Annotated in this window: 20 protein-coding genes and 4 pseudogenes; 12 read left to right on the top strand and 12 right to left on the bottom strand. The window is 58.4% G+C overall.

Annotation, left to right across the window (positions count from 1 at the left end; translation table 11 throughout):
* Nucleotides 1-29: 29 nt before the first annotated feature.
* Complete coding sequence (locus QA639_RS28650; RefSeq protein ID WP_283087784.1) at nucleotides 30-1,916, bottom strand: DNA methyltransferase; 1,887 nt, start codon at nucleotides 1,914-1,916, stop codon at nucleotides 30-32.
* 736 nt (nucleotides 1,917-2,652) lie between these two features.
* Between QA639_RS28650 and QA639_RS28645 the strand changes: the two genes are divergently transcribed.
* The 9 genes from QA639_RS28645 (at nucleotide 2,653) to QA639_RS28605 (ending at nucleotide 8,945) form a co-directional block, all read left to right on the top strand.
* Nucleotides 2,653-2,970, top strand: coding sequence for a hypothetical protein (locus QA639_RS28645; protein ID WP_283087783.1), 318 nt, complete (start codon nucleotides 2,653-2,655; stop codon nucleotides 2,968-2,970).
* An 891-nt stretch (nucleotides 2,971-3,861) separates the two neighbouring features.
* The gene (locus tag QA639_RS28640; protein WP_283087782.1) at nucleotides 3,862-4,074 is read left to right on the top strand and encodes a hypothetical protein; all 213 of its coding nucleotides are present in this window, start codon (nucleotides 3,862-3,864) and stop codon (nucleotides 4,072-4,074) included.
* A gap of 222 nt (nucleotides 4,075-4,296) precedes the next feature.
* Entirely contained in the window at nucleotides 4,297-4,680 is a 384-nt protein-coding gene (locus tag QA639_RS28635; protein ID WP_283087781.1) for a hypothetical protein, read from the top strand.
* Nucleotides 4,681-5,280: 600 nt separating this feature from the next.
* Entirely contained in the window at nucleotides 5,281-5,475 is a 195-nt protein-coding gene (locus tag QA639_RS28630) for a hypothetical protein (protein ID WP_283087780.1), read from the top strand.
* 180 nt (nucleotides 5,476-5,655) lie between these two features.
* Nucleotides 5,656-5,856 carry a cold shock domain-containing protein gene (locus QA639_RS28625; RefSeq protein ID WP_283087779.1) on the top strand — a complete coding sequence of 67 codons (201 nt, stop codon included), beginning with the start codon at nucleotides 5,656-5,658 and terminating at the stop codon, nucleotides 5,854-5,856.
* A gap of 10 nt (nucleotides 5,857-5,866) precedes the next feature.
* Nucleotides 5,867-5,998 carry a hypothetical protein gene (locus tag QA639_RS28620; RefSeq protein WP_283087778.1) on the top strand — a complete coding sequence of 44 codons (132 nt, stop codon included), beginning with the start codon at nucleotides 5,867-5,869 and terminating at the stop codon, nucleotides 5,996-5,998.
* A gap of 127 nt (nucleotides 5,999-6,125) precedes the next feature.
* Nucleotides 6,126-6,491, top strand: coding sequence for a transposase (locus tag QA639_RS28615; RefSeq protein WP_283087777.1), 366 nt, complete (start codon nucleotides 6,126-6,128; stop codon nucleotides 6,489-6,491).
* Between the two features lie 860 nt (nucleotides 6,492-7,351).
* Nucleotides 7,352-8,212 (top strand): nodulate formation efficiency C protein, encoded by an 861-nt coding sequence (locus QA639_RS28610; protein WP_283087776.1) that lies wholly within the window; start codon nucleotides 7,352-7,354, stop codon nucleotides 8,210-8,212.
* Entirely contained in the window at nucleotides 8,175-8,945 is a 771-nt protein-coding gene (locus QA639_RS28605; RefSeq protein WP_283087775.1) for a hypothetical protein, read from the top strand. Before QA639_RS28610 ends, QA639_RS28605 begins: the two co-directional genes overlap by 38 nt.
* 313 nt (nucleotides 8,946-9,258) lie before the next feature.
* Here the strand turns inward: QA639_RS28605 and QA639_RS28600 are convergent, their stop codons facing one another.
* From QA639_RS28600 to QA639_RS28580, 5 genes and pseudogenes are all read right to left on the bottom strand, one after another.
* Complete coding sequence (locus tag QA639_RS28600; RefSeq protein WP_283087774.1) at nucleotides 9,259-9,708, bottom strand: RICIN domain-containing protein; 450 nt, start codon at nucleotides 9,706-9,708, stop codon at nucleotides 9,259-9,261.
* Between the two features lie 1,522 nt (nucleotides 9,709-11,230).
* Nucleotides 11,231-12,265: an IS110 family RNA-guided transposase gene (locus QA639_RS28595; protein WP_283090640.1), complete on the bottom strand. Its 1,035-nt coding sequence runs from the start codon at nucleotides 12,263-12,265 to the stop codon at nucleotides 11,231-11,233.
* A 54-nt stretch (nucleotides 12,266-12,319) separates the two neighbouring features.
* Nucleotides 12,320-13,941 (bottom strand): annotated as a pseudogene (tnpC, locus tag QA639_RS28590) (IS66 family transposase); the annotation flags it as partial.
* 44 nt (nucleotides 13,942-13,985) lie between these two features.
* Nucleotides 13,986-14,168: an IS66 family insertion sequence element accessory protein TnpB gene (gene tnpB, locus QA639_RS28585; RefSeq protein ID WP_283090639.1), complete on the bottom strand. Its 183-nt coding sequence runs from the start codon at nucleotides 14,166-14,168 to the stop codon at nucleotides 13,986-13,988.
* A gap of 43 nt (nucleotides 14,169-14,211) precedes the next feature.
* The gene (locus QA639_RS28580; protein WP_283087773.1) at nucleotides 14,212-15,366 is read right to left on the bottom strand and encodes a hypothetical protein; all 1,155 of its coding nucleotides are present in this window, start codon (nucleotides 15,364-15,366) and stop codon (nucleotides 14,212-14,214) included.
* Nucleotides 15,367-15,385: 19 nt separating this feature from the next.
* On the opposite strand from QA639_RS28580, the pseudogene istA reads away from it, so the two are divergent.
* Nucleotides 15,386-16,914 (top strand): annotated as a pseudogene (gene istA, locus QA639_RS28575) (IS21 family transposase).
* A gap of 17 nt (nucleotides 16,915-16,931) precedes the next feature.
* Complete coding sequence (istB, locus tag QA639_RS28570; protein ID WP_283090638.1) at nucleotides 16,932-17,708, top strand: IS21-like element helper ATPase IstB; 777 nt, start codon at nucleotides 16,932-16,934, stop codon at nucleotides 17,706-17,708.
* A 49-nt stretch (nucleotides 17,709-17,757) separates the two neighbouring features.
* Here istB and QA639_RS28565 read toward each other — a convergent pair whose 3' ends face one another.
* The 6 genes and pseudogenes from QA639_RS28565 to QA639_RS28540 all read right to left on the bottom strand — a co-directional run bounded on the left by QA639_RS28565 (nucleotide 17,758) and on the right by QA639_RS28540 (nucleotide 21,200).
* Nucleotides 17,758-18,906, bottom strand: coding sequence for a recombinase family protein (locus QA639_RS28565; RefSeq protein ID WP_283087772.1), 1,149 nt, complete (start codon nucleotides 18,904-18,906; stop codon nucleotides 17,758-17,760).
* Nucleotides 18,884-19,075 carry a hypothetical protein gene (locus tag QA639_RS28560; protein WP_283087771.1) on the bottom strand — a complete coding sequence of 64 codons (192 nt, stop codon included), beginning with the start codon at nucleotides 19,073-19,075 and terminating at the stop codon, nucleotides 18,884-18,886. Before QA639_RS28560 ends, QA639_RS28565 begins: the two co-directional genes overlap by 23 nt.
* Nucleotides 19,076-19,282: 207 nt before the next feature.
* Nucleotides 19,283-19,546 (bottom strand): IS66 family insertion sequence element accessory protein TnpB, encoded by a 264-nt coding sequence (gene tnpB / locus QA639_RS41800; RefSeq protein WP_346283704.1) that lies wholly within the window; start codon nucleotides 19,544-19,546, stop codon nucleotides 19,283-19,285.
* On the bottom strand, nucleotides 19,543-19,944 hold the full coding sequence (gene tnpA, locus QA639_RS28550) for an IS66-like element accessory protein TnpA (RefSeq protein WP_283087770.1): 402 nt from the start codon (nucleotides 19,942-19,944) through the stop codon (nucleotides 19,543-19,545). The genes tnpB (QA639_RS41800) and tnpA overlap by 4 nt, the downstream gene beginning before the upstream one ends.
* Nucleotides 19,945-20,268: 324 nt before the next feature.
* Nucleotides 20,269-20,667, bottom strand: a pseudogene (locus QA639_RS28545) (transposase); the annotation flags it as partial.
* 248 nt (nucleotides 20,668-20,915) lie between these two features.
* On the bottom strand, nucleotides 20,916-21,200 hold the full coding sequence (locus tag QA639_RS28540; protein WP_283087769.1) for a DUF3892 domain-containing protein: 285 nt from the start codon (nucleotides 21,198-21,200) through the stop codon (nucleotides 20,916-20,918).
* A gap of 324 nt (nucleotides 21,201-21,524) precedes the next feature.
* Between QA639_RS28540 and QA639_RS28535 the strand changes: the two are divergent.
* Nucleotides 21,525-21,869 (top strand): annotated as a pseudogene (locus QA639_RS28535) (transposase); the annotation flags it as partial.
* Between the last annotated feature and the right edge of the window lie 59 nt (nucleotides 21,870-21,928).

Raw genomic sequence — 21,928 nt, 5'->3', positions numbered from 1 at the left:
GAAGTTCACGGTAATTCCGGGGGCAAAGGTTAAGCTGATTTTCGGCGACGCTTGGTTTTAGATCGCGGTTGCGGAGCCACCAAAAGAGGCTCGTCCATCGGGAGGGTTTCTTGGACCTTCGATTTCCCTCCCGGAATCGGATATTTGAAAGAGGGAGATTCCCTAACCTCCGCTGCCGTGGGAGTCCGTTTAGGCTTCTTACGTCCTTCTGCTTTCGCAGCAACTGCGACTTGCACCGCGTTCAGGTTAGTGATGATGCCCAAATTTGGTCCGGCGAGCAGGTCTTCAAGCGTCACGATTTGGATGCGAGGACGGATGCCGCCCGGCAGTTCGATATTACGGCCAGTGGCCGCCTCAGTTCGCATATCCTTCGAGGGGTGGTCGAGACAAACGAAGACGCCCATCTGTGCGCCTTCCCGCTCAACTGTACCCTTGAGCGCCCTGATCATGTCCGGATTTACATTCTTGCCCGCCTTAACGGAAACGATAGCGCGGCCATAATCTTTAGCGCCGCGCACAAATATGATTTCGCCATCAATTCCGCGGTCCGCGCCCTTTCCGCGTGGCTGGCCGCCACATCTTCCAACGGCCCATAGCTGGAATTGATATGGATCGAGAGCAGCTAATTTTCTGCCCGAAAGTTCGTCGCGAGGTATGCCGTCAACCTCATATTCGGCGTTCGGAAGCCACGTCTTGAAGCGATCCTGTATGACTTGGATAGCGAGGTACGTGACATCTATTCCGATCCATCTGCGCCCCATCTTTTCGGCTGCATGAATCGCTGTGCCGCATCCGCAGAAGGGATCAAGGATTAGATCCCCCTCTTTACTTGAAGTCGCTATGATTCGTTCGAGAAGCTGTAACGGCTTTTGTGTTGGGTAGTGGAGTCGCTCTTTAGCCTGCGAATTTATAGCGCTGATGTCGCCCCAATCGTCACTCACTGTAACGCCCGGCATCGTATCCAGGTATCGCTTGAACCTAGGAACTGCTCCGGGTCTAGGCTGAACTATCAATCCCTTCGAGATAAGATCGTTCATTTTCTCGCGCGAGTAGCGCCAATAGCGTGTCACCCCCATCACTTCGTAGGACGGATTCCCCTTAGCGGCGCCGCCAGGGCCAGTGATATTGTCGAGTTGATACGCGCGGCCATCGGGGTCTTTCAGACCATATTTCTTCGCAATATATGCAACATCGTATGCGGCGAACTGCTGAGTGAAAGTCGCTTGGGCAGAGGCATCCTTTCGATAAACTAATAGAACGTCTCGCACGCGGGGGTAATGCGTTGCTCCCTGAGCATAGTCAGATTTCGCCGTTGTGCGCTTCCAACTGATTTCGTTGATGTAGCCTTGTCCTTCAAACACGCAATCGAGCAGCATTTTCAGATAATGGCTGTTGCTCGGATCGCAGTGCAAATAGAGCGTCGCTGTTGGTTTCATGACCCGACGCATTTCCAGCAATCTTGGAGCCATCATCGCAAGGTAGGCCATAACGTCGCCCTCCTTTAGGAAGGTACGGCGAAGGGCGTCTAAAAGCATGAACGTATCCAGGCTAAGCGTGCGAACGTGGTCGAGCGCGCGCTCCGCGCCGTTCTCCCACGTCCAAGTATCATCAAAGGCGGTGATTTGAGATGATGCGTCCTCAGCAACCGGAGAGCGGAATAGGACGTTGTAGGTAGCATTGGAATTAAAGGGTGGGTCCAGATAGACCAAGTCTACGGTGTTGGCCTCGATCCGCTGTAACCAATCCAAATTGTCGCCAAAGTAGAGGCGATTGCCCGCCGTTTTGTTCGACCTAGCCATCTCAAATACCCCGTTCTCAAACGGAAATGGATGGTTGGGTACAAGCTGAAAAGGTTCCTTGCTGCCGCCCGACTCTTTGTCGGCATGGTTATCGCCGAGTGAACGTCGCCCACTCATGGCTCACCCGGCCCGGCCAAATGGCCAGTTTTGAAATGGCGAGTGGCCTGTTTCGGCCAGTACCCAAGCTCGTCGCCAGTCCAGAGCGAACCATGCTCGACACTCAAATTCGTCCGTTCGGAGATCGAGCGCAGTTCTGAGACAGCTCGCGCTGTGATCGCCATCGGTCCCTCCAATGTGATCGCGCGGGATTGGATCGGAAAGTCGTTGGTCGGGTTGCCGCTCGAGCTCCTTCGCGAGGGTGGAGAATAGCGGGACACTGCGGCTCGTTCGCCGGTCTCGGTAAACGCGTTCCCGTTGGGGAGATCAGTTCTGAGGCCCGACACATGAATATCACATGCCGGAATAATACGCTGCCGCGGGGCCTCACGTACTGTCGATCCCTCACCGGATTTCCCCTCTGTCTCACGGAGGGGCATCCTTTCGACGACGTCAAACGGTCGGATGTCGCGGCTCCATTTCACGTCCGAACTACTGCAGGGCGACCAGGCCCATGTCATGGTCCCGTCAAGCGCACGGCTGCATTTTGTTTCTCAGGATACAGCTACACTAACATGATCCTTTAACCCCAGCACGTAGCCACATTGGCTTCCTTGATCTTCGGCTCGACGTGCCTTGCGTCAAGAACCACGATTGCCTGTGAACATTTCCGCCGTAAAGCCGTTCGCACAGAACTGGGCGGGCCGAGCCAAGATTATCGGTGCGCCTCCCATTAAACTCATGGCTCCGAAATTGCATGATCGTCACGAGCCGACATCACATGCCCGATGGGCCCCTCCCGGAGCGCAGCAAGATGGAAGGTTGGATGGTGACTGTCGCCATCGAGGAAGACGGCGACGACGAAGCATTCAGGCACGTGACCTACGCGGTCGCGACCGCGGACCCTGCAGACGCTGTGAAGCTGAGCCTGAAGGACAGCGGCGCTAAGGCCGCAATGCTAAACTGCCCGCTCGAAGAGAGGCAGTTGCAACGGCTCGGCTTACAGCCCGGTGAGTTGATCGCTCTACACGATGACGAGGTTGATCCAATCATCTCGCGCCCCCGGCGTCACTGAGCACAGCTCTCTGTCTGTCTCGTTGTTCGATCTTATACAGTTGCGTCCGACTGATGACGAGCATGTCCGAATGCCGTCACGGATAGGCTGTAAGCAGCGCCCGACGTGGGATGAAAATGCACCATCCTACCGCATTCATCCTGCAAAGGCCTTGGCACGTTGATTGCTGAGGCATGCACGGGCCTGGATGCTCATACGTTGACCTCCCATGAGACAGCCAAGCTCTTCTTTGTGCAGCCTCGCACGGGCGGTTCTTCGACCCGGCCGCCCGTGCACCTTTTCAGCCGTCTGAACTCGGAGACTTGGCCGTGATTTCCCGTGACGAAGCCTTGAAGAAAGCCAAAGAGGCGCTCGATAAATGGTGCGAGGGGAATATCTCGATGGCCGACGTGCTTGACACACTTGCAGAGCTTCAAAGGACCATTTCGCTACCTAGACGGTCCTCAAAGCAGAAGACCAACGCAACCACGCCGGCTTGAACGATATCCACGTCAGAAGTCTTGCAATCTCGGTATTTGCTTTCCTTCATTGCATTCTAGTTCGATTTGGCACGCTGGTTGCTGAGACATCTGTGGGCTTGGCTGCTCTTCTTTCGCGCATCCCATGAGACGCCGAGCCCAGCGTAAGTTCGCACGGACGGCCTTTTAAGCCGTCCGTGCGTCCCCCCGCAGGACTACATGCCCGCGCGGCTGAATGCGCCCTTCGTGGAGATCATGCCATGACCTATGAGCAGGCCTTCGAGAACGCTGTTGCGGTGCTCCGAGAATGGTCTGAGGGGCGAACCGAAATGTGAGTCGCGCTTGCCACGATCGCGGAGCTTATGGCGAGAAGAGAGCTACCAGAACAGACGCTTTCGGTTGGCTCTGACAACCACTCAGAGGTCTGCAGCAAATGGACAGGCTCAAATTCATACCCGCCTTCGAGGCCGCCATTCGCTCTGCCGATCCCGCCAAGCTGGCCGCACTTCGAGAGGCCATCCGCGAGCGCGGAGGCCCTGACGAGTTTACGATTGCGAGCACCGAACTCATACGCAAGCATCCGCTCACGCTCTTTAGGCTGCTTACGATCATCTCCGACGCCGCACATGAGAAGCAACGACCATGATCATCAACCCAACCTCTCGAAGTTACATCATTCTCATCGTGGAGGCGGCCGTCTCTGTTGTTGATGTGGTCTGCAGAGCATGGCGGCTGTACATGCGGTCAAATAGATCGGCCGAAGACATCGACCACGGCGAAAAGCCTGCGCAATGGCCGCCCCCATCCGTCTTCGACGGCCTAATGCGCTCAGCGCAATTGTGCCGAAATGACTGAGGTGAGGTCCGCCATGCCGCCGCTCATCGTTATCGTCGCTTCGACGCACCTTGGCGTTTTAGCAACGATCAACATCACCGCTCAGCCCTCAGAAAATATAGATGAGTGCCGGAGGATGGGCGAGTTAGCTATCAAGGCCGCGACAGTGAAGCCCGGCTTTTCTGCCTCCTATGTCTGCCACGACACTACTCTCCAGCGAGAATTGTCGGGTGCGTTAGGCATCGTTGCCTACATGCAGAAAGAGGATGGCAAAGTAACAATCCTAGAGGGTCACATGGCGACGCTATCAGACTGCAGGATTGCTGGAGTGGCAGCAGTTGCTGCTGCGAGCAAAATTGCTCCCAATACGACGGCTTGGGCTTGGGCCTGCTACGACGTCGGTAGCTTTGGACGGTGAAGCGATGAACATTACTAGCCTTCGCGCATGATGATTTCCGGTTTACGACCTTTCGCCAGAGTCTTGGGGCCCTTCAAACCACAAGCTATAGCCACAAGAGGCCGAGTGCGACCCGAATTCCGCAGCGGTGCGCCTCGAACCAATTTGCCAAAACGCTTGATACTTGGCCGGTCAAAAAAGCGAATCGATCAAAGTGGGGAAGTCTTCGAGAAAACTGGTTGGTGCAAGGTTCACACCCCCGGGGCACTCAGGGGGGGGCGGATAGAATAGAAGGAGTCATAACAGTCCTGAAGGCGTGTATGGGATTAGATCACGATGATTCGCGCGCGTAAACATGGTGTTGCCAGCCACTCTCTCGGGCATGCGAAGCGGAATCCTCTTCTAGGATCGCGAATGATAACGGCGTTCACGTTAGTACCAGCCCTCATAGAGACAGAATGCGGTCCAGCCTGCCATGACCAAGATGGCCGTTATGTTGATCTGCTTTTGCGTCATGGTACGTTCGCGGTTGCGCCTTGGTCGAGCTGCGTTTGGTGGCGATTGACAAACACCAGCAGCTCAAGGGTTGTCGTGCAAAATCCGCGCCGCCGAAGAAGGCGTATGGCAGCAATCATCGGATTGAGGCGGGGGCGCGCAGCCAGACCGTGGTTTGTTCAGGTGCTGTATCTAGGCGCGCTGCATGACGACATGCCTCGTGAGCCACTTGCTGCGACAGGGGCGCGCCCCTGCTTCCGCAACAACGTCAAGATGATGGGGCCGACGCTCGTCAAGCTCGTGAAGGCGACTTCGAATTGACAGTATGAGAGTTTCTCGCCGCAGCAGACAGCAATCGCGTGCTGATGACGCTACATATGCCGTGCGGCGACTTTTCGAGATTTGGGCGCGGTGTCATGCCGTCCCGGCTCGCGCGATGTCAGCACGGATGAACTGCGACACGCGCGGCCACCTTAACTCAGGAACGGAACGACGATGGCAATGGGTACGATTAAGAAATGGATTGGCGATCGCGGCTTTGGCTTCATCGCGCCAGATGATGGCGGTGCCGACGTATTCCTCCATGCATCTGCGCTGCCGCTGAGCACGGTGCCCGAGGTGGGTGCGCGCGTCTCGTTCGAGGTCAAGCTCGACCTGCGATCGGGCCGGATGCGAGCGTGCGACGTGCGCATCGCTGAGTGACGAGTGACTCATGAGCGATCATAAGAGCGGCATCTCGGTCGTGCTGAACAACGACGTCTCGCAGGTTCTTAGTACAATCATGCCGGATCTCGCGAGGCTCGCCCCCAAGGTCCATCGCATGTGGCGATGCTTGCCGACCTGATCGACGAAGAAGAGATGGCCAGCTCGCTTCCCGAAGCGGCCTACGCCATATTCTGCTCGCCGGCCTCAACGGTAAAATCGCAGATCTCGACAAGGAGATCGCGCGACGCGTTCGCGAGGACGAGGTATTGCGCAGGCTGATGACCGTTCCCGGTATCGGTCCAATCTCTGCCACTGCGATCGCCGCTCTGGCACCGCCGGTCGAGACCATCGCCAGGGGCAGTGACTTCACCGTCTGGCTCGGCTTCACGCCTCGTCAAAGATCGACGGGTGGCAAGCAAAAGTTCGACGGAACATCCAAGATGGGCGAACGCACGCTACGGCGCCTCCTCATCATCGGTAGCAGCAGAGTCGTGCAGCCGGCGAGCAAGCGCGGCGCGCCAAGGGGCATGGCTAGAACAGATGCTGGCTGGCAAGCCGCGCAGGGTGGTAGTTTGGGCGCTTGTGTTGTGAAGCGGGAGAACTACAGGGCTCCGATCGCGGCCAAGCCGTAATCCCGGCCGGATCTGAGGTCGTCAGAGGAGTAGTCGATCGAAGGAGGGTATGACACAGCAGTAGGCGAGATGGGGTGCCAAGAACCAGACGAACTCATCGTGCCGGAGCACGCGTTAAATGATTTTGACCTGCCCTGAATTTTCATCCGGCGGCAGTTCGAGTCCTCAGATCATCATCACTTGCACACAGGTCTTGAACCTCGTCAATGACCATTATGGACAAGTACCCGACGGCGTTGGCACCAGAGTTTGAGCCGAGTGGTGCGGTCAAAAGCACCATTCGATGAATGGTGGGCTCGGGGTTCAATCATCATTTCCTAATGTGCCGGAGGAAGTCGCGCGCGAGTGGCTGCATCGGCATTGGAAGTATTCGCCGCATGGGTACCTGGTATCGCGGAATTACAGCTTCTAGCTGAAGCGCTGGCCACATCCGGAAGTTGTGGAGCGATTTCAAAGCCGACAATGCCGGCGCGTTCCGTAAAGGTGAAGAGCTGGTCGATCTCCAGCCTGGCTGGGTGTCCTGGGTACCAAAGTACATGTTGGCAAGACAACGGCACGCAAGTCGGAAAGCAGACAAAGCCGTCACAACTACGCTGCAAATTGCAGGGGTTTTGGCTGGCACAAAGTATGCAGTCTTTGGGCATACCCCAGGCCGCCCTCCCTCGGGTATGGCTACCATCGCAAGTTGAAGCTGTGGCTGGCCAACGGAGTTAGCGGCGCGTGACTTGAGGCGCGGGATGGCGTCCGCTCGGCCGATACCGACGGGCGTTAGGTCACGCTGCCGCTAACTTCCAACGCTCGGATCGTACGAGCCGGTCCGCTTAGGATCGATGTGTTCATAAGACCAGAGAGTCCCAGGGATGATGAAGAAAATGGTTGGAAGATCCGCGCGTTTGTCCTGTCTCGGTCTATTGTTGATCAGCCTGGCTGAGCCGGCCATCATGAGCTGCACTGTTCGCGCCCAGGACAATCCGCTTGTGCACAAAGTCAAATCAACCTGGCGAGCGCAAGATGGCGAGAGCGTTGAACAAATTATCGCGAACGTCTCGAAAGTGGCGCATTTCGTCCCTCGCATGTGGGACGTCGCCAAAGGCGCCAACGGAACGGAGTATGTTTTCTTTTCCTGGACCAGGCACGCTAACAACAGGTCGCACGAAGAATACGTCATCATCTGGAAGGCCGCGCCCGACGGGACAATTAAAATTGATTCGCCTTATGCCAAACCGATGGAACTAGGCTGGCGTGCATTCGCACTCTCCTTGATCGCCGATGAAATGAAAGACAGCGAAAAGGACGTGAATCGTCGCTTCCTCCACGATCGGGCCAATTTCAATTTCGTGACGACCGTGCAAGGCAAGTTAGGCGATCTCTTGCGGCACGGCCGCTGTACGATCGTTGACCCGGTTGGCGTGGATTACTTGCCGAAGGTCAATGAGGAGCAGACCACGAAGGGTGATTTGTGGCGCGTCCTGTTCTTGGTGAACTGCAATATCCCTGGCCCCGATTTTTGCATCCGCCATGGGGTCATCGCATTCGAGAAGCGCGAGGGACAGGATTGGGAGCCGAAATCCTTCTTTGCTACGCGTGTCGCCGCATTTCCCCCGGGCTCCTGGTTCGATCACATTGAACCGAATGAACATGAAGGGGACACGGACGACGAGAAGGCGGAAAAGGCTTCGGCAAATGAACGCAGAGAACAACTTCGCGGCGCGGCTCATTGATGCCGGGCGCCTCGCAGCGATAGCCCGCACTTGCGGCCTCAAAGCTGACGTCTCCCACTACGTTAACGAGGCGCTCAAGGAGCTTTGGCAAATCCAGTCTCCTGAAGAGGCGAGAAAGATCGCCGAGCGCTGGGTCTTATGGGACGCGGAGGGGAAGCCGTGGCCGCGCATGCCCCCGTTGGACAACGTGGTCCAGTTCCATCGCGCCGGCCCAACACAGATACCGATGGTGAGCCAGCCGGCAACACCATTGCAGGCAATCCGGGGTTGGTTCGAACGAGAGGATGAAGAGGTGCGAACTGAGATTGCCGGCATGGCGGCGCTTCTGGTGTTCGAAGGTAATGCTCTTCTCGACTTTGGCAGCCGAGCATGGTGTGATTATCTTCGGCAGTGGCTGAGTGAGACGAACCTATCAAACCAGACGATCATTGGCCGCGCATTGACGTTCCGGAGCTGTTTTGAGTATTTCGCGGAGGGCAGGTTCACTGAAGCGGGGTGGACTCGGTCCGAAAAGGTCGCTCTTAGCGTTGTTGAAGATGCCAAGAATGCCCCCGATTCCGATGCCGCGCGCCTCGCACCGATTGCGCAGAAAATGCTTGATACGTTGCCCGCGCGTAAAATCCGATGGATCAACGTGCGCAAGTCCTGGAGGGAACTGGTCAGTGCAAGCCTCACACCCCGGGCTTTGAGGGTTTGGAGCGCCTCGCAGCTGGAAAGAGGTCGGGGACATTAGTCCAATCGAGAGGGATGTCGTGCCACCAAACCATTGAACGCGCCGCCGATGGCAGTACAAGAAGCCAACTTTATCCAGATGCCTCGTCAGTCAAGGGACTCCGACCTGAGCCCGGGCGGAGAAGAGGTCAATGAGTTGGTGAGCGCAGACCGACACAATTGGTGACCAAGCGAACGGCCGACCTTACGGTTGAGTTGCACGGCTGCGCTACGTCCGGTTCTGTGGCGGCGAATATTCACAACCGGAATGCTCGCCGCCGCATTGTCGCGTACCGCTACCTCTCGCCATTGAGGAGCCGAGCGGCCGAACGGCGTCAGGCCGCATTCTCCGCAACTTCCAAGGCCCGTAGGTTCATTAGGGGAACGAAGTTCCATTGCTGCGCGGGCGAGCCGTTGAACTTGAACAGCCAAACCGGGTTGCCGTCACTCGTGCCACGAGTCTTATTATCGATGCACAGGCTGTTGTCCGGGAGGCTAAGGATGAAGCCGGGGCTCTTGAGAAATTCCCACCGCTGACTTTGGATGGCTGGGTTATACACTTTGAGCGAGAGGAGAGCCTCCGGCGCGACGCGATCGGTGCCGACCGCGAGATTGCCCCCGCTCGAGTTCAGTGTAATTGCTCCAGTATCGAAATTGAGGTCCCAGAGAACGTAACGGAGCGGCGTGTCTTTCTTCCGCAGCACGACCGCCGCACCGTCTTGCGGATCCTTCACGCCAAGCACGAAGTTCCGGTCTTGTTTGTACTCGATAAGGTACAGACCCATGTTTGCCTCCTGTTGGTTTGGTAAGTTCGCGAAGGCGAGTCCTGTCCAGCACGCAGAGGGGTCTGGGCGTTTGAGCCTTCGTTGTGATCTGAGCAAATGACATGCCACGGCTGCGTCGTGCCCTGGGAAGAGGCTACTCGAGCAACGCTTGCGCTGTTCTCGAGCGCGGCATTCAAGACCACGTACTTTGGTAACCTTGCATTTTAAATGGCCGTCGCGAGTGCAGGTTCAATGGAATAGCTCCTCGACAACGGCACACACGAGCACGCCATCGCGGCTGTATCTCAGCCCTTGGTGTGCGCACCCAGGCAATAGAGAGCGGAATGCTATGAAAGGCCCTTCTGTTTTGGTAGCTTGGGAGGCTCGGGTGGCGGAACAGTCTCGTGAAGCTCTACAATAGCGTCGAGCATGTCGCTCATCGAGATATTCCCGTCCGACCATTCTTTAACGTCTCAATCGCCCTTGTCAGAGCCTCTTCGCGGGTCACGGCATGATTCCCTGTTCGTACGGCTGAGACTGATCCGCCGAAAGGGGCGCACGGTGGTGAGTGGAGCCGCCCGTGCGAGCCCTGGCTATCTCATCGAGGACGAGGACCAACAGCCAGGACGAATGCACGCATAGCGCTACTGACAAGACGCACGGGCCGTCGGGTGGACAGCCGCCCGTGCGAGTTGGCGCTACGAATGAGCTTGGCTGCTTCGTAAGAGTTACTAACGTACGCATCCAAGCGTCGATGCCTAGGCAGTTTGCGTTCCAGACAGCCAAGGAGGTTCTAGGGAAGACGAGGGGACGGTTCTCTGACATGCCCGTCATCAGTCGCACGCAGATGATTGAAATCGGACAGAGAAATAACCGCGCTCGGTGACGCCGGGAGCGCGAGATGATTGGATCAATCTCGTGATCGTGTACCGCGATCAGCTCACCGGGCTGTAAGCCGAGCCTTAGCAGCTGCTCCTCTTTGATCGGGCAGTTTAGCATTGCGGCCTTGGCGTCGCTATCTTTCAGGTTCAGCCTCACAGCTTCCGCTGGGTCAGCGGTCGCGACCGCGTAAGTTATGTGCCTGAATGCTTCGTCGTCGCAGTCTTGCTCGATGGCTACAGTTACTTTCCAAGTACGCATACGACGAAGACCGCCGGATTGACGCATGCGCGCGGGGACAGCGAGCTCTATGATGGCGTTGCGTGGAGGTCAGGCGGCCTGGTGATCGGCGGGCTCGTCGGCTTCGCGCAGGAGCTTCCATTCCCATATGTGGACGGCTCCCTCCTTGCAAGATATTGTTCAGTGATTTGACGGATCGCTTGCCACCATATGTCCGGCCTTTGCATGCGGTCGCGCATGACCGCTGGCCAAGATGGGTTCCGCAACGCGTGTTCCTAACAAGGCAGCGACCTCGGAGGGCCACTGGGAATGACGGAGTGTCACGAGTTGTGGATCGATCGATCGCACCATCTGCTCTTCTCATGCAAGTTCACAGCATCAGCGCAACACGGTAGTTTCTGTTCTCACCGTGGTCGCCAATCCTCTATATAGCCTTTGGCTGTTCCTCCATTTGCCGATACGTTTCACCGCTCACCATGAGCTTCCAGGCAACGCGGGCGATCTTATTGGCAAGCGCCACGGCGACAAGTTTGGGGCTTTTTCGTTGCAGCAGGTCGGTAAGCCATCGGGAGGCATGTTTGCTTCGACCTGCTCTTACATGCTGAAGAAGAGCGGTCGCGCCGACCACCAATGTGCTCCTCAACATTTCGTCGCCGGCACGTGTAATGACCCCAAGCCTGACCTTGCCGGCCGTCGAATGATCTCTGGGTGTGAGCCCTATCCAAGCGGCAAAATCGCGGCCAGACTTAAACATACGAGGGTCTGGTGTCTTCATCATCAAGAGTGACGCACCAACAGGACCGACACCGGGAATTTTCGCAAGACGCTTGCTGCATTCATCGGCGCGGTGAAGTTCCATTAGCTTTTTCTCGACCGACCTGATTTGCGACAGCAGATCTCGATATTCATCACGATGCATGGCAAAAAGCTCCCGAGCAAGCTCCGGTAGCGATTGATCATTCGCTAATCGCTCCAACAGCGGTTCGATTCGGCACGTGCCCCTGGCCGCGACGATACCAAATTCCATAGCAAAGCCGCGAATGGCATTGGCCATCTGTGTCCGATTGCGGATAAGCCTCTCTCGCATTCCAACTAACGTCAGCGCTGCCTGCTGATCTGCGGTTTTCACTGGAACGAACCGCATGGTGGGTCGGCTCATCGCCTCGCACAGGGCTTCTGCATCCGCCGCATCATTCTTACCGCGCTTCACATACGGCTTGGCCAGCTGAGGCGGGATCAATTTCACTTCGTGCCCATAGGAAGCTAATAGTCTTGCCCAGTGGTGAGCCCCACCGCAGGCTTCAAGAGCAACGGTAGTAGGCGCCGCCTTCTCAAAAAACTTTACCATCTCTCGACGCGAGAGCTTCTTGCGCAGGATTGGCTTCTCAGCTGCGTTCACGCCATGCAACTGGAAAACGCTCTTTGACGTATCCATGCCAATTCGGATAATCTTTTCCACGGACAGTTTCCCTCGATTGAGAACTTCAACGAACTCACTCAGACACATTGCGATGCCGGTTGGGAGCCGTCCACCCCAACAGGGCAGCAGTTCGTGCAGACGCGATACGGGAAGATCGGCGATACGGGCGAGGACGTCGGCGAGCCAGGCCTTTGGATCGACGTCGTTGAGGCGACAGGTCGTGATCATCGTCAGCATGATGGCAGCACGGTCGGCGCCACGCTGGCTACCTGCGAAGGTCCAGTTGCGCCTTCCCAAGGCGATACCTCTCAATGCGCGCTCGGCACAATTGTTGGTCAAGCAGATCCTGCCATCATCGAGGACGCGGGCGAAGTCGTCCCAGCGTCTGAGCATGTAGTTGATCGGCTTCAGGACCTCGGAGGAGCGTGAGAGGGTTTCGCGCTCACGCAGCAACCAGGCGTGCATGTCCTCGAGAACCGGCTTGCTCTTTTCCTGGCGCACGGCGCGCCGCTCGTCGGTGCCGCGGCCATTGATGGCGCGCTCGATCTCGAACAACGCATCGAGGCGTCTGACCGCCTCCAGCGCGATCGGAGAGACCGGTTTGGCCTTCCTGCCTTCCCAAGCATTTTTCTCGATGTCAGCCAGCTCGAAGAAGCCCCGCCGCGCATGGGCAAAGCAAAACGCCGGCGTAATCGGCAGCGCCTTCTTCTGCGGGTCGAACAGCGGCTCGAAGCCGTTGTAGCAATCGGCTTGCAGGATGCCAGCGAAGGCGGCCAGATGCTTCTGGGGATGCTCGCCTCGTCGGTCGCTCGAGGCGTAATAGACCGCCGCCGGCGGCGCAGGCCCGGCGAAGGGCCGGTCATCCCGTACATAAGTCCAGATCCGTCCGGTCGTGCACTTGCCCTTCGCCAGGATACGGATGGTGGTGTCATCGCCATGAAGGCGCTCGGCCGCGAGCACATGGCGTTCGATCAAGTGGAAGAGCGGCATGACAGCAAAGGTCCCGTGGCCGACCTGGTCGGCCAGCGTCGACAGCGGCAAATCGATCCTCTCGGCCTTAAAGCGGGCACTCTGGCGGTTGAGCGGGATATGCATGCCGAACTTGTCGAACAGGATCGTCGCCAGCAATTGTGGGCCATGAAGCCGCGCGACGTGGCATGGAACGGCGCAGGCGGCTGGCTGATCTTCTCGCAATCGCGGCAGGTAAACTTCTCGCGCACTGTCTCGATCAGCTTGAAGCGGCGCGGGATCTCCTCCAGCGTCTTGGTCACATCCTCACCGATCTTCGCCAGCCGCGATCCACCGCAGCAGGCACAGGCCGTTGGAGCGTCAATGACGACGCGCTCGCGTTCGATGTCGTCCGGCCAGGGCTTGCGCACCGGCCGCTTGCGCGTGAAGGGGCGGACGTTCTGCGTCTTCGCCGCTGCGGCCTGCGCGGCAAGCTCATCCTCGCTCGCCGTGGCGACGAGGTCTTCGAGCTCCAACTCCAGCTGCTCGAGCAGCCGTGCCGTGCGCTCGGAGCGCTGCCCGTACAGTTCGCGTTTGAGCTTCTCGATTCGCAGCTCGAGATGCGCGATCAGCGCCTCGTTGTCCGACAGCTCCGCCCGCGCACTGCCAGCCACCGCCTCGGCTTGTAGCCGGGCCTCACGTTCGGCCTGCAGCGCCGCCAACGCACTCGCAAGGTCCGATGGAAGATCGTCCGGCTTCGATATCATGAAGCCATTGAATCAGATCAAGCAGCAGATTCAAACCGTAAAACCTATCCGACCCGCGTCGGACGCTGAGTTTCTTGAGGATTGCGCCAATCGATCCCGGACAACAGATAGCTCAACTGCGCCGGAGAGATCGTTACCGATTCACCGGCAACCGACGGCCAGAGGAACTTTCCTCTCTCGAGTCTTTTGGTAAACAGGCATGCTCCCTGGCCATCGTGCCAGATCACTTTCACAAGATCGCCACAGCTCGTTTCATTGTGCGTCCCTTTGTCAGATTCCGGGCAGGCGGATCAATCTATCGTATTGATAATCAATGTAGTTTTTCGGCCGACGTTCGATCACGCGCTGCACCGCTATGCGTACTGCTTCCGAGCTCAACGCGTCGGCAGGAACCAACCATTGCGAGCCCTTGATTGCTTGTGTTGCCGGCAAGATGCCCTTCAGCACCAGGCTCTTTGCGGATCCGACGCAAATTCCAAAGTGTGCTGCGGCCTTCGCGAGGCTGATCATTTTTCCATCCGATGATGCGGGATCGTATTCTGGCAAGCCTAAGCGTTCGCGCATTTCCCGCACGCGAACAGTCGTCCAGGTTTCGCCGTCGCCGGTCTTGCAGCGCATTCGATTGAGCGACACGGCGAGCTCTCGATCAGGCCAACGACCAGCAAGTTTGCGAAGTGCGTCAACGGCCGTAGGTGCCATATCTCCCCGATACCGACCCGTCTTAACGCGAGCAACACGAACCTCTGTGTGCCGGCCGCCGGTCCAGTGGACGAGCAGAACCGCTTCATTGGTGTTTTCGTCGAGATCGCAAACAATTTCTCGGACTACGATGTGAACTAGCCGCTGCTTGGTGCGTGTGTCGGTGGACGGTGCATTCCAGACCCGCGGCAGATCGTGCGCAAGCTGCAGAAGCAGGGCGCGGTCGATCTTGGGGGTTTCCGCTGATGCGGCGCGCTGCTCCTTGATCCGACCTTCAAGCTCGGCAACCCGCTCCAATGCGCCATTCCAGCGTGCCTCGAGTTCACGGGCAACGTGGCGCTTCGCCGGATCCACAAGTTCGTATCGGCGTGCGGCAAGAGACGCGTCGTAGCTTGCAACTTCAAGCTCCCGTTCGACGGCGGCGATGATCTCTTGTCTTGAACGCTCAACCTGATCGGACGCCAATATCGCTGCTTCAACAGCCCGATCGGAGATCGCCTCAAGGATTTGCAGCGCGACCGCACGATCGACGCGCACTCCGCCGATGCCGATACATAGGCCTGCCCCGACATGAGCGTCATTGCGTGTTTCGGCAATTTCCGGACAGGGATTTCGGTAATTCGCGGACAGCGATTTCAGTAATTCCGGGACAGGGATTCCGCTAAATCGCGGACAGTTGTGAAGGTTGGTTTTCGGGAGCGCCGTTCGGGCAATGTTCTCTCTCAAGCTGAGTTTGAGAGGGGCAATGCCGAGACGGAAGCAAGCGAAACGGACAACTGTGAAGGACCTTCGATCGATCCTGAGGCTGACATACGAGCAAGGCCTGTCGGTCCGGGCTATCTCGGAACGGCTGCAGATCAGCAAGACCTCGGTTGCCACCTACCTGCTGCGGGCTCGCGAAGCCGGCTTAAGCTGGCCGCTGCCGCCGATTTACGAGAGCGAGGCGACGTTGCAGCGGGCCCTGTTCCGGCGGCTCGGACGGCCGCCCCAGGACTTAAGGGAGCCCGAGTGGCCGCGCGTTGCGCAGGAACTGAAGCGCAAAGGAGTGACGTTGACGCTCCTGTGGCAGGAATACCGAACGGCGCATCCTGACGGCTATGGCTATACTTGGTTCTGCGAGAGGTTCGCCGCTTACCAGCGCCGGGCGAACCCGACCTTCCGCCATCGCCATGCGGCAGGGGCGGTCATGCAGACCGATTATGCCGGCCACACCGTGGAGGTGATCAACCCGCAAACCGGTGAGATCCGTCAGGCTCAGATTCTTGTCGCGGTGCTCGGGGCCTCGTCGCTGACCTTCGCTATGGGGAGCTTCGGTCAGCGACTACCAGATTGGATCGAAGGCCAGACCCGGGCCCTGTCGTACTTCGGCGGTGTTCCCAAGGCGATCGTCTGCGACAATCTGAAGGCCGGGGTCGTCAAGGCGCTGTGGTTCGAGCCGACACTCAACCAAACCTTTGCCGCCATGGCCGAGCACTACGACACGACGATTTTACCGACCCGCAGCCGCAAGTAGGCGCGGTGCTGATTGTCGAGCGCTGGATTCTGGCACGGCTGCGCCACCGGCGGTTCTTCAACTTGACCGATCTCAATAGCGCGATTGCTGATTTGCTCGAGGAGCTGAACAGCCGGCCGATGCGCCATGTCGGGAAATCCCGCCGCCAGCTGTTCGAGGAGATCGAGTGCACCGCCTTGGCGCCGCTGCCGAGCGAGCCGTTCGAATACGCCGAATGGAAAACGGCGAAGGTGCATCCCGATTATCACGTCGAGGTCGACAAGACTTTTTACTCGGTGCCACACCGACTGATCGGCCGCCAGGTCGACGTCCGGCTCACCTATCGGGCTGTCGAGATCTTCCAGGATCACCAGCGTGTCGCCAGCCATGTGCGCCGCTCCCAGCGCGGTGGTCATGTCACCGTGAACGAGCACATGCCCAAGGCCCATCAGCGTTACGCCAATATGACGCCGGCGAGCCTGATCAAGATGGCGGTCCGGATTGGCGTCAACGCCGCCACGCTGGTCGAGCGGTTGATGCGTGAGCGCCCCCATCCCGAGCAAGGTTATCGTTCCGCCATGGGCATCATCGCCCTGGCGCGGCGTTATGAGCGCGATCGGCTGGAAGCAGCCTGCGAGAGGGCGCTCGCCATCAACGCGATCAGCTACTCCTCCGTGAGCGCCATCCTCAAGTCCGGGCTCGACCGCGCGAGCCCTGCCACCGAACCCGTCAAAGCCACGCCCACCCACGCCAACATCCGTGGCGGGGCCTACTATCAATGAAGGAAAGGACCATCGTGATGCTGACCCACCCGACCCTCGACCAGATGCAGGCACTCGGCCTGGCCGGAATGGCGGCCGCCTACCGGCAATTGGCCGAACAGGACAATGCCGCAGATCTCAGCCGGGAGGAGTGGCTTGGCCTGATGCTCGATCGCGAAGCCGCCATGCGTGCTGACAAACGCCTGACCAATCGCCTGGCCGCAGCAAAGCTGCGCTTCGTCGACGCCTGTATCGAAGATATCGACTTCGCGTCCCGCCGCGGGCTTGATCGGCGTAACACCCTGCAGCTGGCGCAAGGCGCTTGGCTCAAAGCCCATGAGAACCTCATCGTCACCGGCCAGACCGGTACCGGCAAAACCTGGCTGGCCTGTGCCTTCGGACGTCAGGCCGCCAGGCTCGATCATTCCGTCCTCTACTTGCGGATGCCACGCCTGTTCGAAGACCTCGCCATGGCCCGCCTCGACGGTCGCTTCCCACGTCTGATCGACAAGCTCGCGCGCGTCCAGTTGCTCATCGTGGACGATTGGGGCACCCACACCCTCAATAACCAGCAGCGCCTCGATCTCCTGGAAATCTTCGAAGAGCGCTACAGGCGCAAATCCACCCTGATCACGGCCCAGCTGCCCGTTGCGCAATGGCATGACATGATCGGAGAACTTACCATCGCCGACGCCATCCTCGACCGGATCATCCACAATGCGCACCGCATCGCCCTCGAAGGCGACAGCATGCGGAGGAAAAAAGCCGCGCCCCCCTTGACCAGCGCCGAAAACAGCGAAACCAATCTTAAGTAACTTCAATCAGGCAACCGAAAAGCCCCGCCGCAGCAGTACTGTCCGCGATTTAGCGAAACTGCTGTCCCTTAGTTAGCGAAACAACTGTCCGGTTTTTGCGAAATACGCAAGCGTCATCGCCGCGGCATTGATAACGATGGGCATTCCCCTTGGCCTGGCCATAGAACACACGCATCATTCGCCCGCAACGTCCGCACCGCATCAAGCCGGTCAGGAGTGCGCGTCCCCCTCGCGCCGATTTACGCGAGCAATTCTTCTTCATGTGCGCGTTTTCCAGCAGCAGCTTCTGATTGTCTTCATACTCCTGCCAACCAATATAGCCGGGATGATTGTCGCGCAGGAGCACATTCCATTCCTCCCGCGGCTTTTTGAACCCGCTGACCTTGCGGGCGCGACCGTCCACGATCCGTGTCTTCTGGGCGATTCGGCCAAACGCATAGGCGCCAGCATAGAGCGGATTGTGCAGGATCTGCATCACCGTGTGATAGGCCGGCGCCTTCCAGCTGAGCTTGTAGATTTGAACATTTCTCAGGACCACAGGCATTTTGATGTCGGCCGCGCGCAGCCAAAGAAAGACCTGCCGGGCGCTGCCGAGCTCGCGGAACTTCGTGAAGACGAGACGGACTACTCCCGCCACATGTTCGTCGGGATCGATTTCGATCTTGCCAAGTTCATTCCAACAAAATCCGGGTGGAAGCATGAAGCGGTACTCGCCGCGCTGGGCCTTGGAGTCTCGAGCGGCGATTCCCCGTTGGCGAAGCAGACTCAGCTCATACTCTGACATCGTCCCCTTCAGTCCGAGAAGCAGGCGGTCGTTGACAAGCCGCGGATCATAGGCGCCGTCGGGATCGATGACCAACGCGCCAGCGAGCGCGCAGAGGTCGATCAGGTGATGCCAGTCGCGTCCATTGCGCGCCAGCCGCGACGCCTCGATGCAATAGACAGCACCGACATCGCCCGAACATACCATCGCCACAAGCCGTTCAAATCCAGGCCGCTGCGTGCTGCCGGAACCGGAGCGACCTAAATCGTCGTCAATTACCGTCACCGACCTAAACCCCGCGGCTTCCGCAGCCTGTGCCAGGTCATATTGCCGCCGCTGGCTTTCGAGAGTCCCCATGACTTGCGACATTGTCGACTGGCGAACATAGACGACAGCGGCGCGGCTCAGGTGATCAGGCGTGATCTTGATGCTCATGATCACCTCCCGGCATCTGAATGGTCTCGACGCCTGCCGCCTCCAGCAGGAGATCGGCGAGTGCCTGGATCAGCCCTTTTGGATTGCTGTCCAGCGGGTTCTGGGGAATCCGACGCCCCAGATCCAGACCCAGTTGCATCGGTTCGCGATATTGGCTTTTTCTCCGCACGTCCCTTCTCCCTCTTCATTGAAGGACGGGATCGTGCGCCCGACGCCTGAGTCGCGCCGAGAAGCTTCAGAACAGAAGCAAATTCGTTGAGCCCCTCAATACTGACCTGCGGCGGTCCAAGCGCCATGCCGGCACAGTAGCTTTCGTCGAGCATCCAATTGGGAACCTCGCGGCTAAACCCACGCCGCTCCTCTGTGTAGATGCATTTCAAATCCTTGCCGCGTCGGAACGGTGCGACTTGAAGCGTTCGTCCAAAAAGGGGATGCCACGGATGCAATTGTCGCGCTTCGAAGACTGTATGCAGAATGTCGCGTGTTGGCTGCGGCGACCGCGGAAGACGAACAGATGACCGCCGAGCGGGTCTTTGCGCAGCACCTCCTGCACTTGAAGTGCCAACGACGGAAAGCCTCTGCGCATATCCGTGTAGCCTGTCGCGAGCCACACCCGCACGCCGGTCGGAACCGGGATCATCGGCGCACCAGGGCATCGAGAACTCGACGCAGCGCGTCTCCATCAACGTCGCCATCGACCCGGATGCGGTGTCCGCTACCAAGATCGATCTCGATGATGCCCTGGCTCCTCCGTCGACGCGCCGGCGCCGTCGGCAATGGCGCTTCGGCCACATCCCGCGGCGGCACAGACGGCCCAATCTCGACCGGCACTAACGGCGCTATACTCGTTTCACCGTGCTCGCAAAGCTCTTTGCGCCACCTGAACAGCTGGCTCACATGAAGGCCGGCCATCCGAGCCACCTCGGAAACAGTGGCTCCGGGCTCGAGCGTTGCGGCAACCAGCCGCTCCTTCTCTTCCTGCGACCACCGCCGCCGCCGCTCGACCGATGTGATCACTTCTGCTCGCGAAATCGTCATAGCGCTTCTCCTAGGATTACCCCTAGGACCTGCAGCGCTCGCCTCCGTCAAACAAGGCGGCCCTTAACGGAGGGATACCTTTCCAACCATCCATCTTGCTGAGCTCCAGTCGCCGGCAGTCCTGCAACTTTGGAGCCGCGAGTGGCAGACTGCAGAGCGGAGTGTGGGCGCAGAATGTAGCTCAGAGCGGAGCATGGAACCCGGAGACTTTCGACAGAACCAGCGGTGTCTCGCCGGCGCACTCCGTTTCAACATCATCATTCTGAGGGACAGCCACTTAACTTGGCTAGGCTCGCGAAGGCCGGCCCATTACGGCATCTAGTCTTACTGCGTCATAAACGGTGGTCTGTGGAATGCGCGAACGCACAACAAGGACATCTCGACAGCGTTCGGACGAGCTCTTGTTTGAGTCGCTGTCGCATCGTCGTGATCGAATCTGGAATGTGACGTTGGGTCCGTAGCGGCAGAACTGCGGGTTTGTAATCTGCGGAGACGCGAGCGAGCGGCATTGGCCGGGCGCGCCGAGGTTGGCACGACAGTGATACCCCCATCTGACAACTCCTTGCCGAGCTGCCCGCAATATTGCCGTGCAACTCCAACCGAATGTCGCCCATGCTTGGGAATTCCGGTGTCATCGATGATCCAGGCTTCGATTGGACCCTGGCGTTCAATCGCCAGCAGGGCCATGTCGCGTACCTTGCCCAGCACCTTCTCATCCGACCAAGCACCGCTGCCCGCAGCCGCGACCGTGTCAATGTCGGTGTAGACTCGCGCCTTTGGCTGGTCCTCGTACAGCACGAACTCCGTGCCCTTGAGATCGATCAGGATCACCTGTTCGACTTGGGACGAGCGGAGGAACTGGACGATCAGGGAATGAGGCAGGACCGTCTTGCCGCTGTCGGTATTCCGCCGATCAAAGTATGCTGAATTTTGTCTACGGGAACGACGACGTCACCGACCCTGACTGAAGATCACGGACAGTTAGCGAGCAGAAGAAGATTGTTGGGTTGAATGTCGTCCGCCGTCGTCTTGATGTACTTGTGCCCATCGTGCGTAGCCCACACCACATCAACCCTGCGGCCGTTTTCTTCGACATAGAACTCCCATTCGTCGCTCTCGATATCTTTGATAACCTGACGGATGGATCGCTTCCACGGCGTCCCGTCGGGGTTAGGTCCCCCAACATGTGTGATTCTTTCGTGAGGGTTCGGTCTGTCCGTCTTGCTGACGTAGCGAATGCGTGCGCGTTTAGCCATTCTCGTCTCTCCTAAATCTGCAAATCCTGAAGGATCAGCGTAGACCAATGGTTGGATTCGGCTGCCACCAATCCAGGTAGGTGCGGTGCAGTCCTTCTCCGCGATACTCCTTGCTCGCACCCTTCAAATGAGCCTCTCGGGGGCAAGGTGGTCAGTCCTCGCTAATCCAAGGGCGAAGGCTCACCGCCGAAGTTTGCAGTTTGCAGCGTGTGGTAGGGACAGCGCTTTTATGGTCCAACGCGAGCGCCGAGCTATCGCTGCTAACTTCACTGGCAGCGCGGGCGCGTTGGGGACAGCCTCGGCTTTTCGCATGTTTGATCTTCCATTCCTGCCGAAGTCGGCTTCCGGACCAAGCCGGAGATCGCGCTGGAGCAGTTGCGGTGGGCCTGTGCGACCGGCCTTCCGCGTGGTGTCGTGCTGATGGACGGGGGTAACGGCAACAACAGCGTGGAGCAAATGCTGGAATTGCTAGATGGCGATCGCTCGCTTTTTCGAGACAAGACATTCATTCTCTATGGCGAGCAGTGCGACATCGTGGAGCGCGACATCGCCAGGGCGGCTAAGCCGCGCGACCCGAACAATCCCAATCGATCGCCGGAAGCAATGCGCTCGCCGCGATCGCCCCGAATATCTATCTTATCTGGGGCGCCTCTCATACATCGAGTTTGATTGATGAAGCTTACTCGATGTCGGCTATGCCGCGATACCTATTAAATACCGCAGCGCGT

It is taken from the genome of Bradyrhizobium pachyrhizi (assembly GCF_029714545.1).
In the GTDB taxonomy this organism is placed as follows: domain Bacteria; phylum Pseudomonadota; class Alphaproteobacteria; order Rhizobiales; family Xanthobacteraceae; genus Bradyrhizobium; species Bradyrhizobium pachyrhizi.
Note: the sequence above shows the minus strand (reverse complement) of the source record. Positions and strands in the feature narration are given on the sequence as shown.

Bases quoted from the DNA above. Each gene is read 5' to 3' on its own strand.
- QA639_RS28650 (WP_283087784.1), bottom strand. From the start codon at position 1,916: ATGAGTGGGCGACGTTCACTCGGCGATAACCATGCCGACAAAGAGTCG.
- QA639_RS28645 (WP_283087783.1), top strand. From the start codon at position 2,653: ATGATCGTCACGAGCCGACATCACATGCCCGATGGGCCCCTCCCGGAG.
- QA639_RS28640 (WP_283087782.1), top strand. From the start codon at position 3,862: ATGGACAGGCTCAAATTCATACCCGCCTTCGAGGCCGCCATTCGCTCT.
- QA639_RS28635 (WP_283087781.1), top strand. From the start codon at position 4,297: ATGCCGCCGCTCATCGTTATCGTCGCTTCGACGCACCTTGGCGTTTTA.
- QA639_RS28630 (WP_283087780.1), top strand. From the start codon at position 5,281: ATGGCAGCAATCATCGGATTGAGGCGGGGGCGCGCAGCCAGACCGTGG.
- QA639_RS28625 (WP_283087779.1), top strand. From the start codon at position 5,656: ATGGGTACGATTAAGAAATGGATTGGCGATCGCGGCTTTGGCTTCATC.
- QA639_RS28620 (WP_283087778.1), top strand. From the start codon at position 5,867: ATGAGCGATCATAAGAGCGGCATCTCGGTCGTGCTGAACAACGACGTC.
- QA639_RS28610 (WP_283087776.1), top strand. From the start codon at position 7,352: ATGATGAAGAAAATGGTTGGAAGATCCGCGCGTTTGTCCTGTCTCGGT.
- QA639_RS28605 (WP_283087775.1), top strand. From the start codon at position 8,175: ATGAACGCAGAGAACAACTTCGCGGCGCGGCTCATTGATGCCGGGCGC.
- QA639_RS28600 (WP_283087774.1), bottom strand. From the start codon at position 9,708: ATGGGTCTGTACCTTATCGAGTACAAACAAGACCGGAACTTCGTGCTT.
- istB (WP_283090638.1), top strand. From the start codon at position 16,932: ATGCTGACCCACCCGACCCTCGACCAGATGCAGGCACTCGGCCTGGCC.
- QA639_RS28565 (WP_283087772.1), bottom strand. From the start codon at position 18,906: ATGAGCATCAAGATCACGCCTGATCACCTGAGCCGCGCCGCTGTCGTC.
- tnpB (WP_346283704.1), bottom strand. From the start codon at position 19,546: ATGATCCCGGTTCCGACCGGCGTGCGGGTGTGGCTCGCGACAGGCTAC.
- tnpA (WP_283087770.1), bottom strand. From the start codon at position 19,944: ATGACGATTTCGCGAGCAGAAGTGATCACATCGGTCGAGCGGCGGCGG.
- QA639_RS28540 (WP_283087769.1), bottom strand. From the start codon at position 21,200: ATGGCTAAACGCGCACGCATTCGCTACGTCAGCAAGACGGACAGACCG.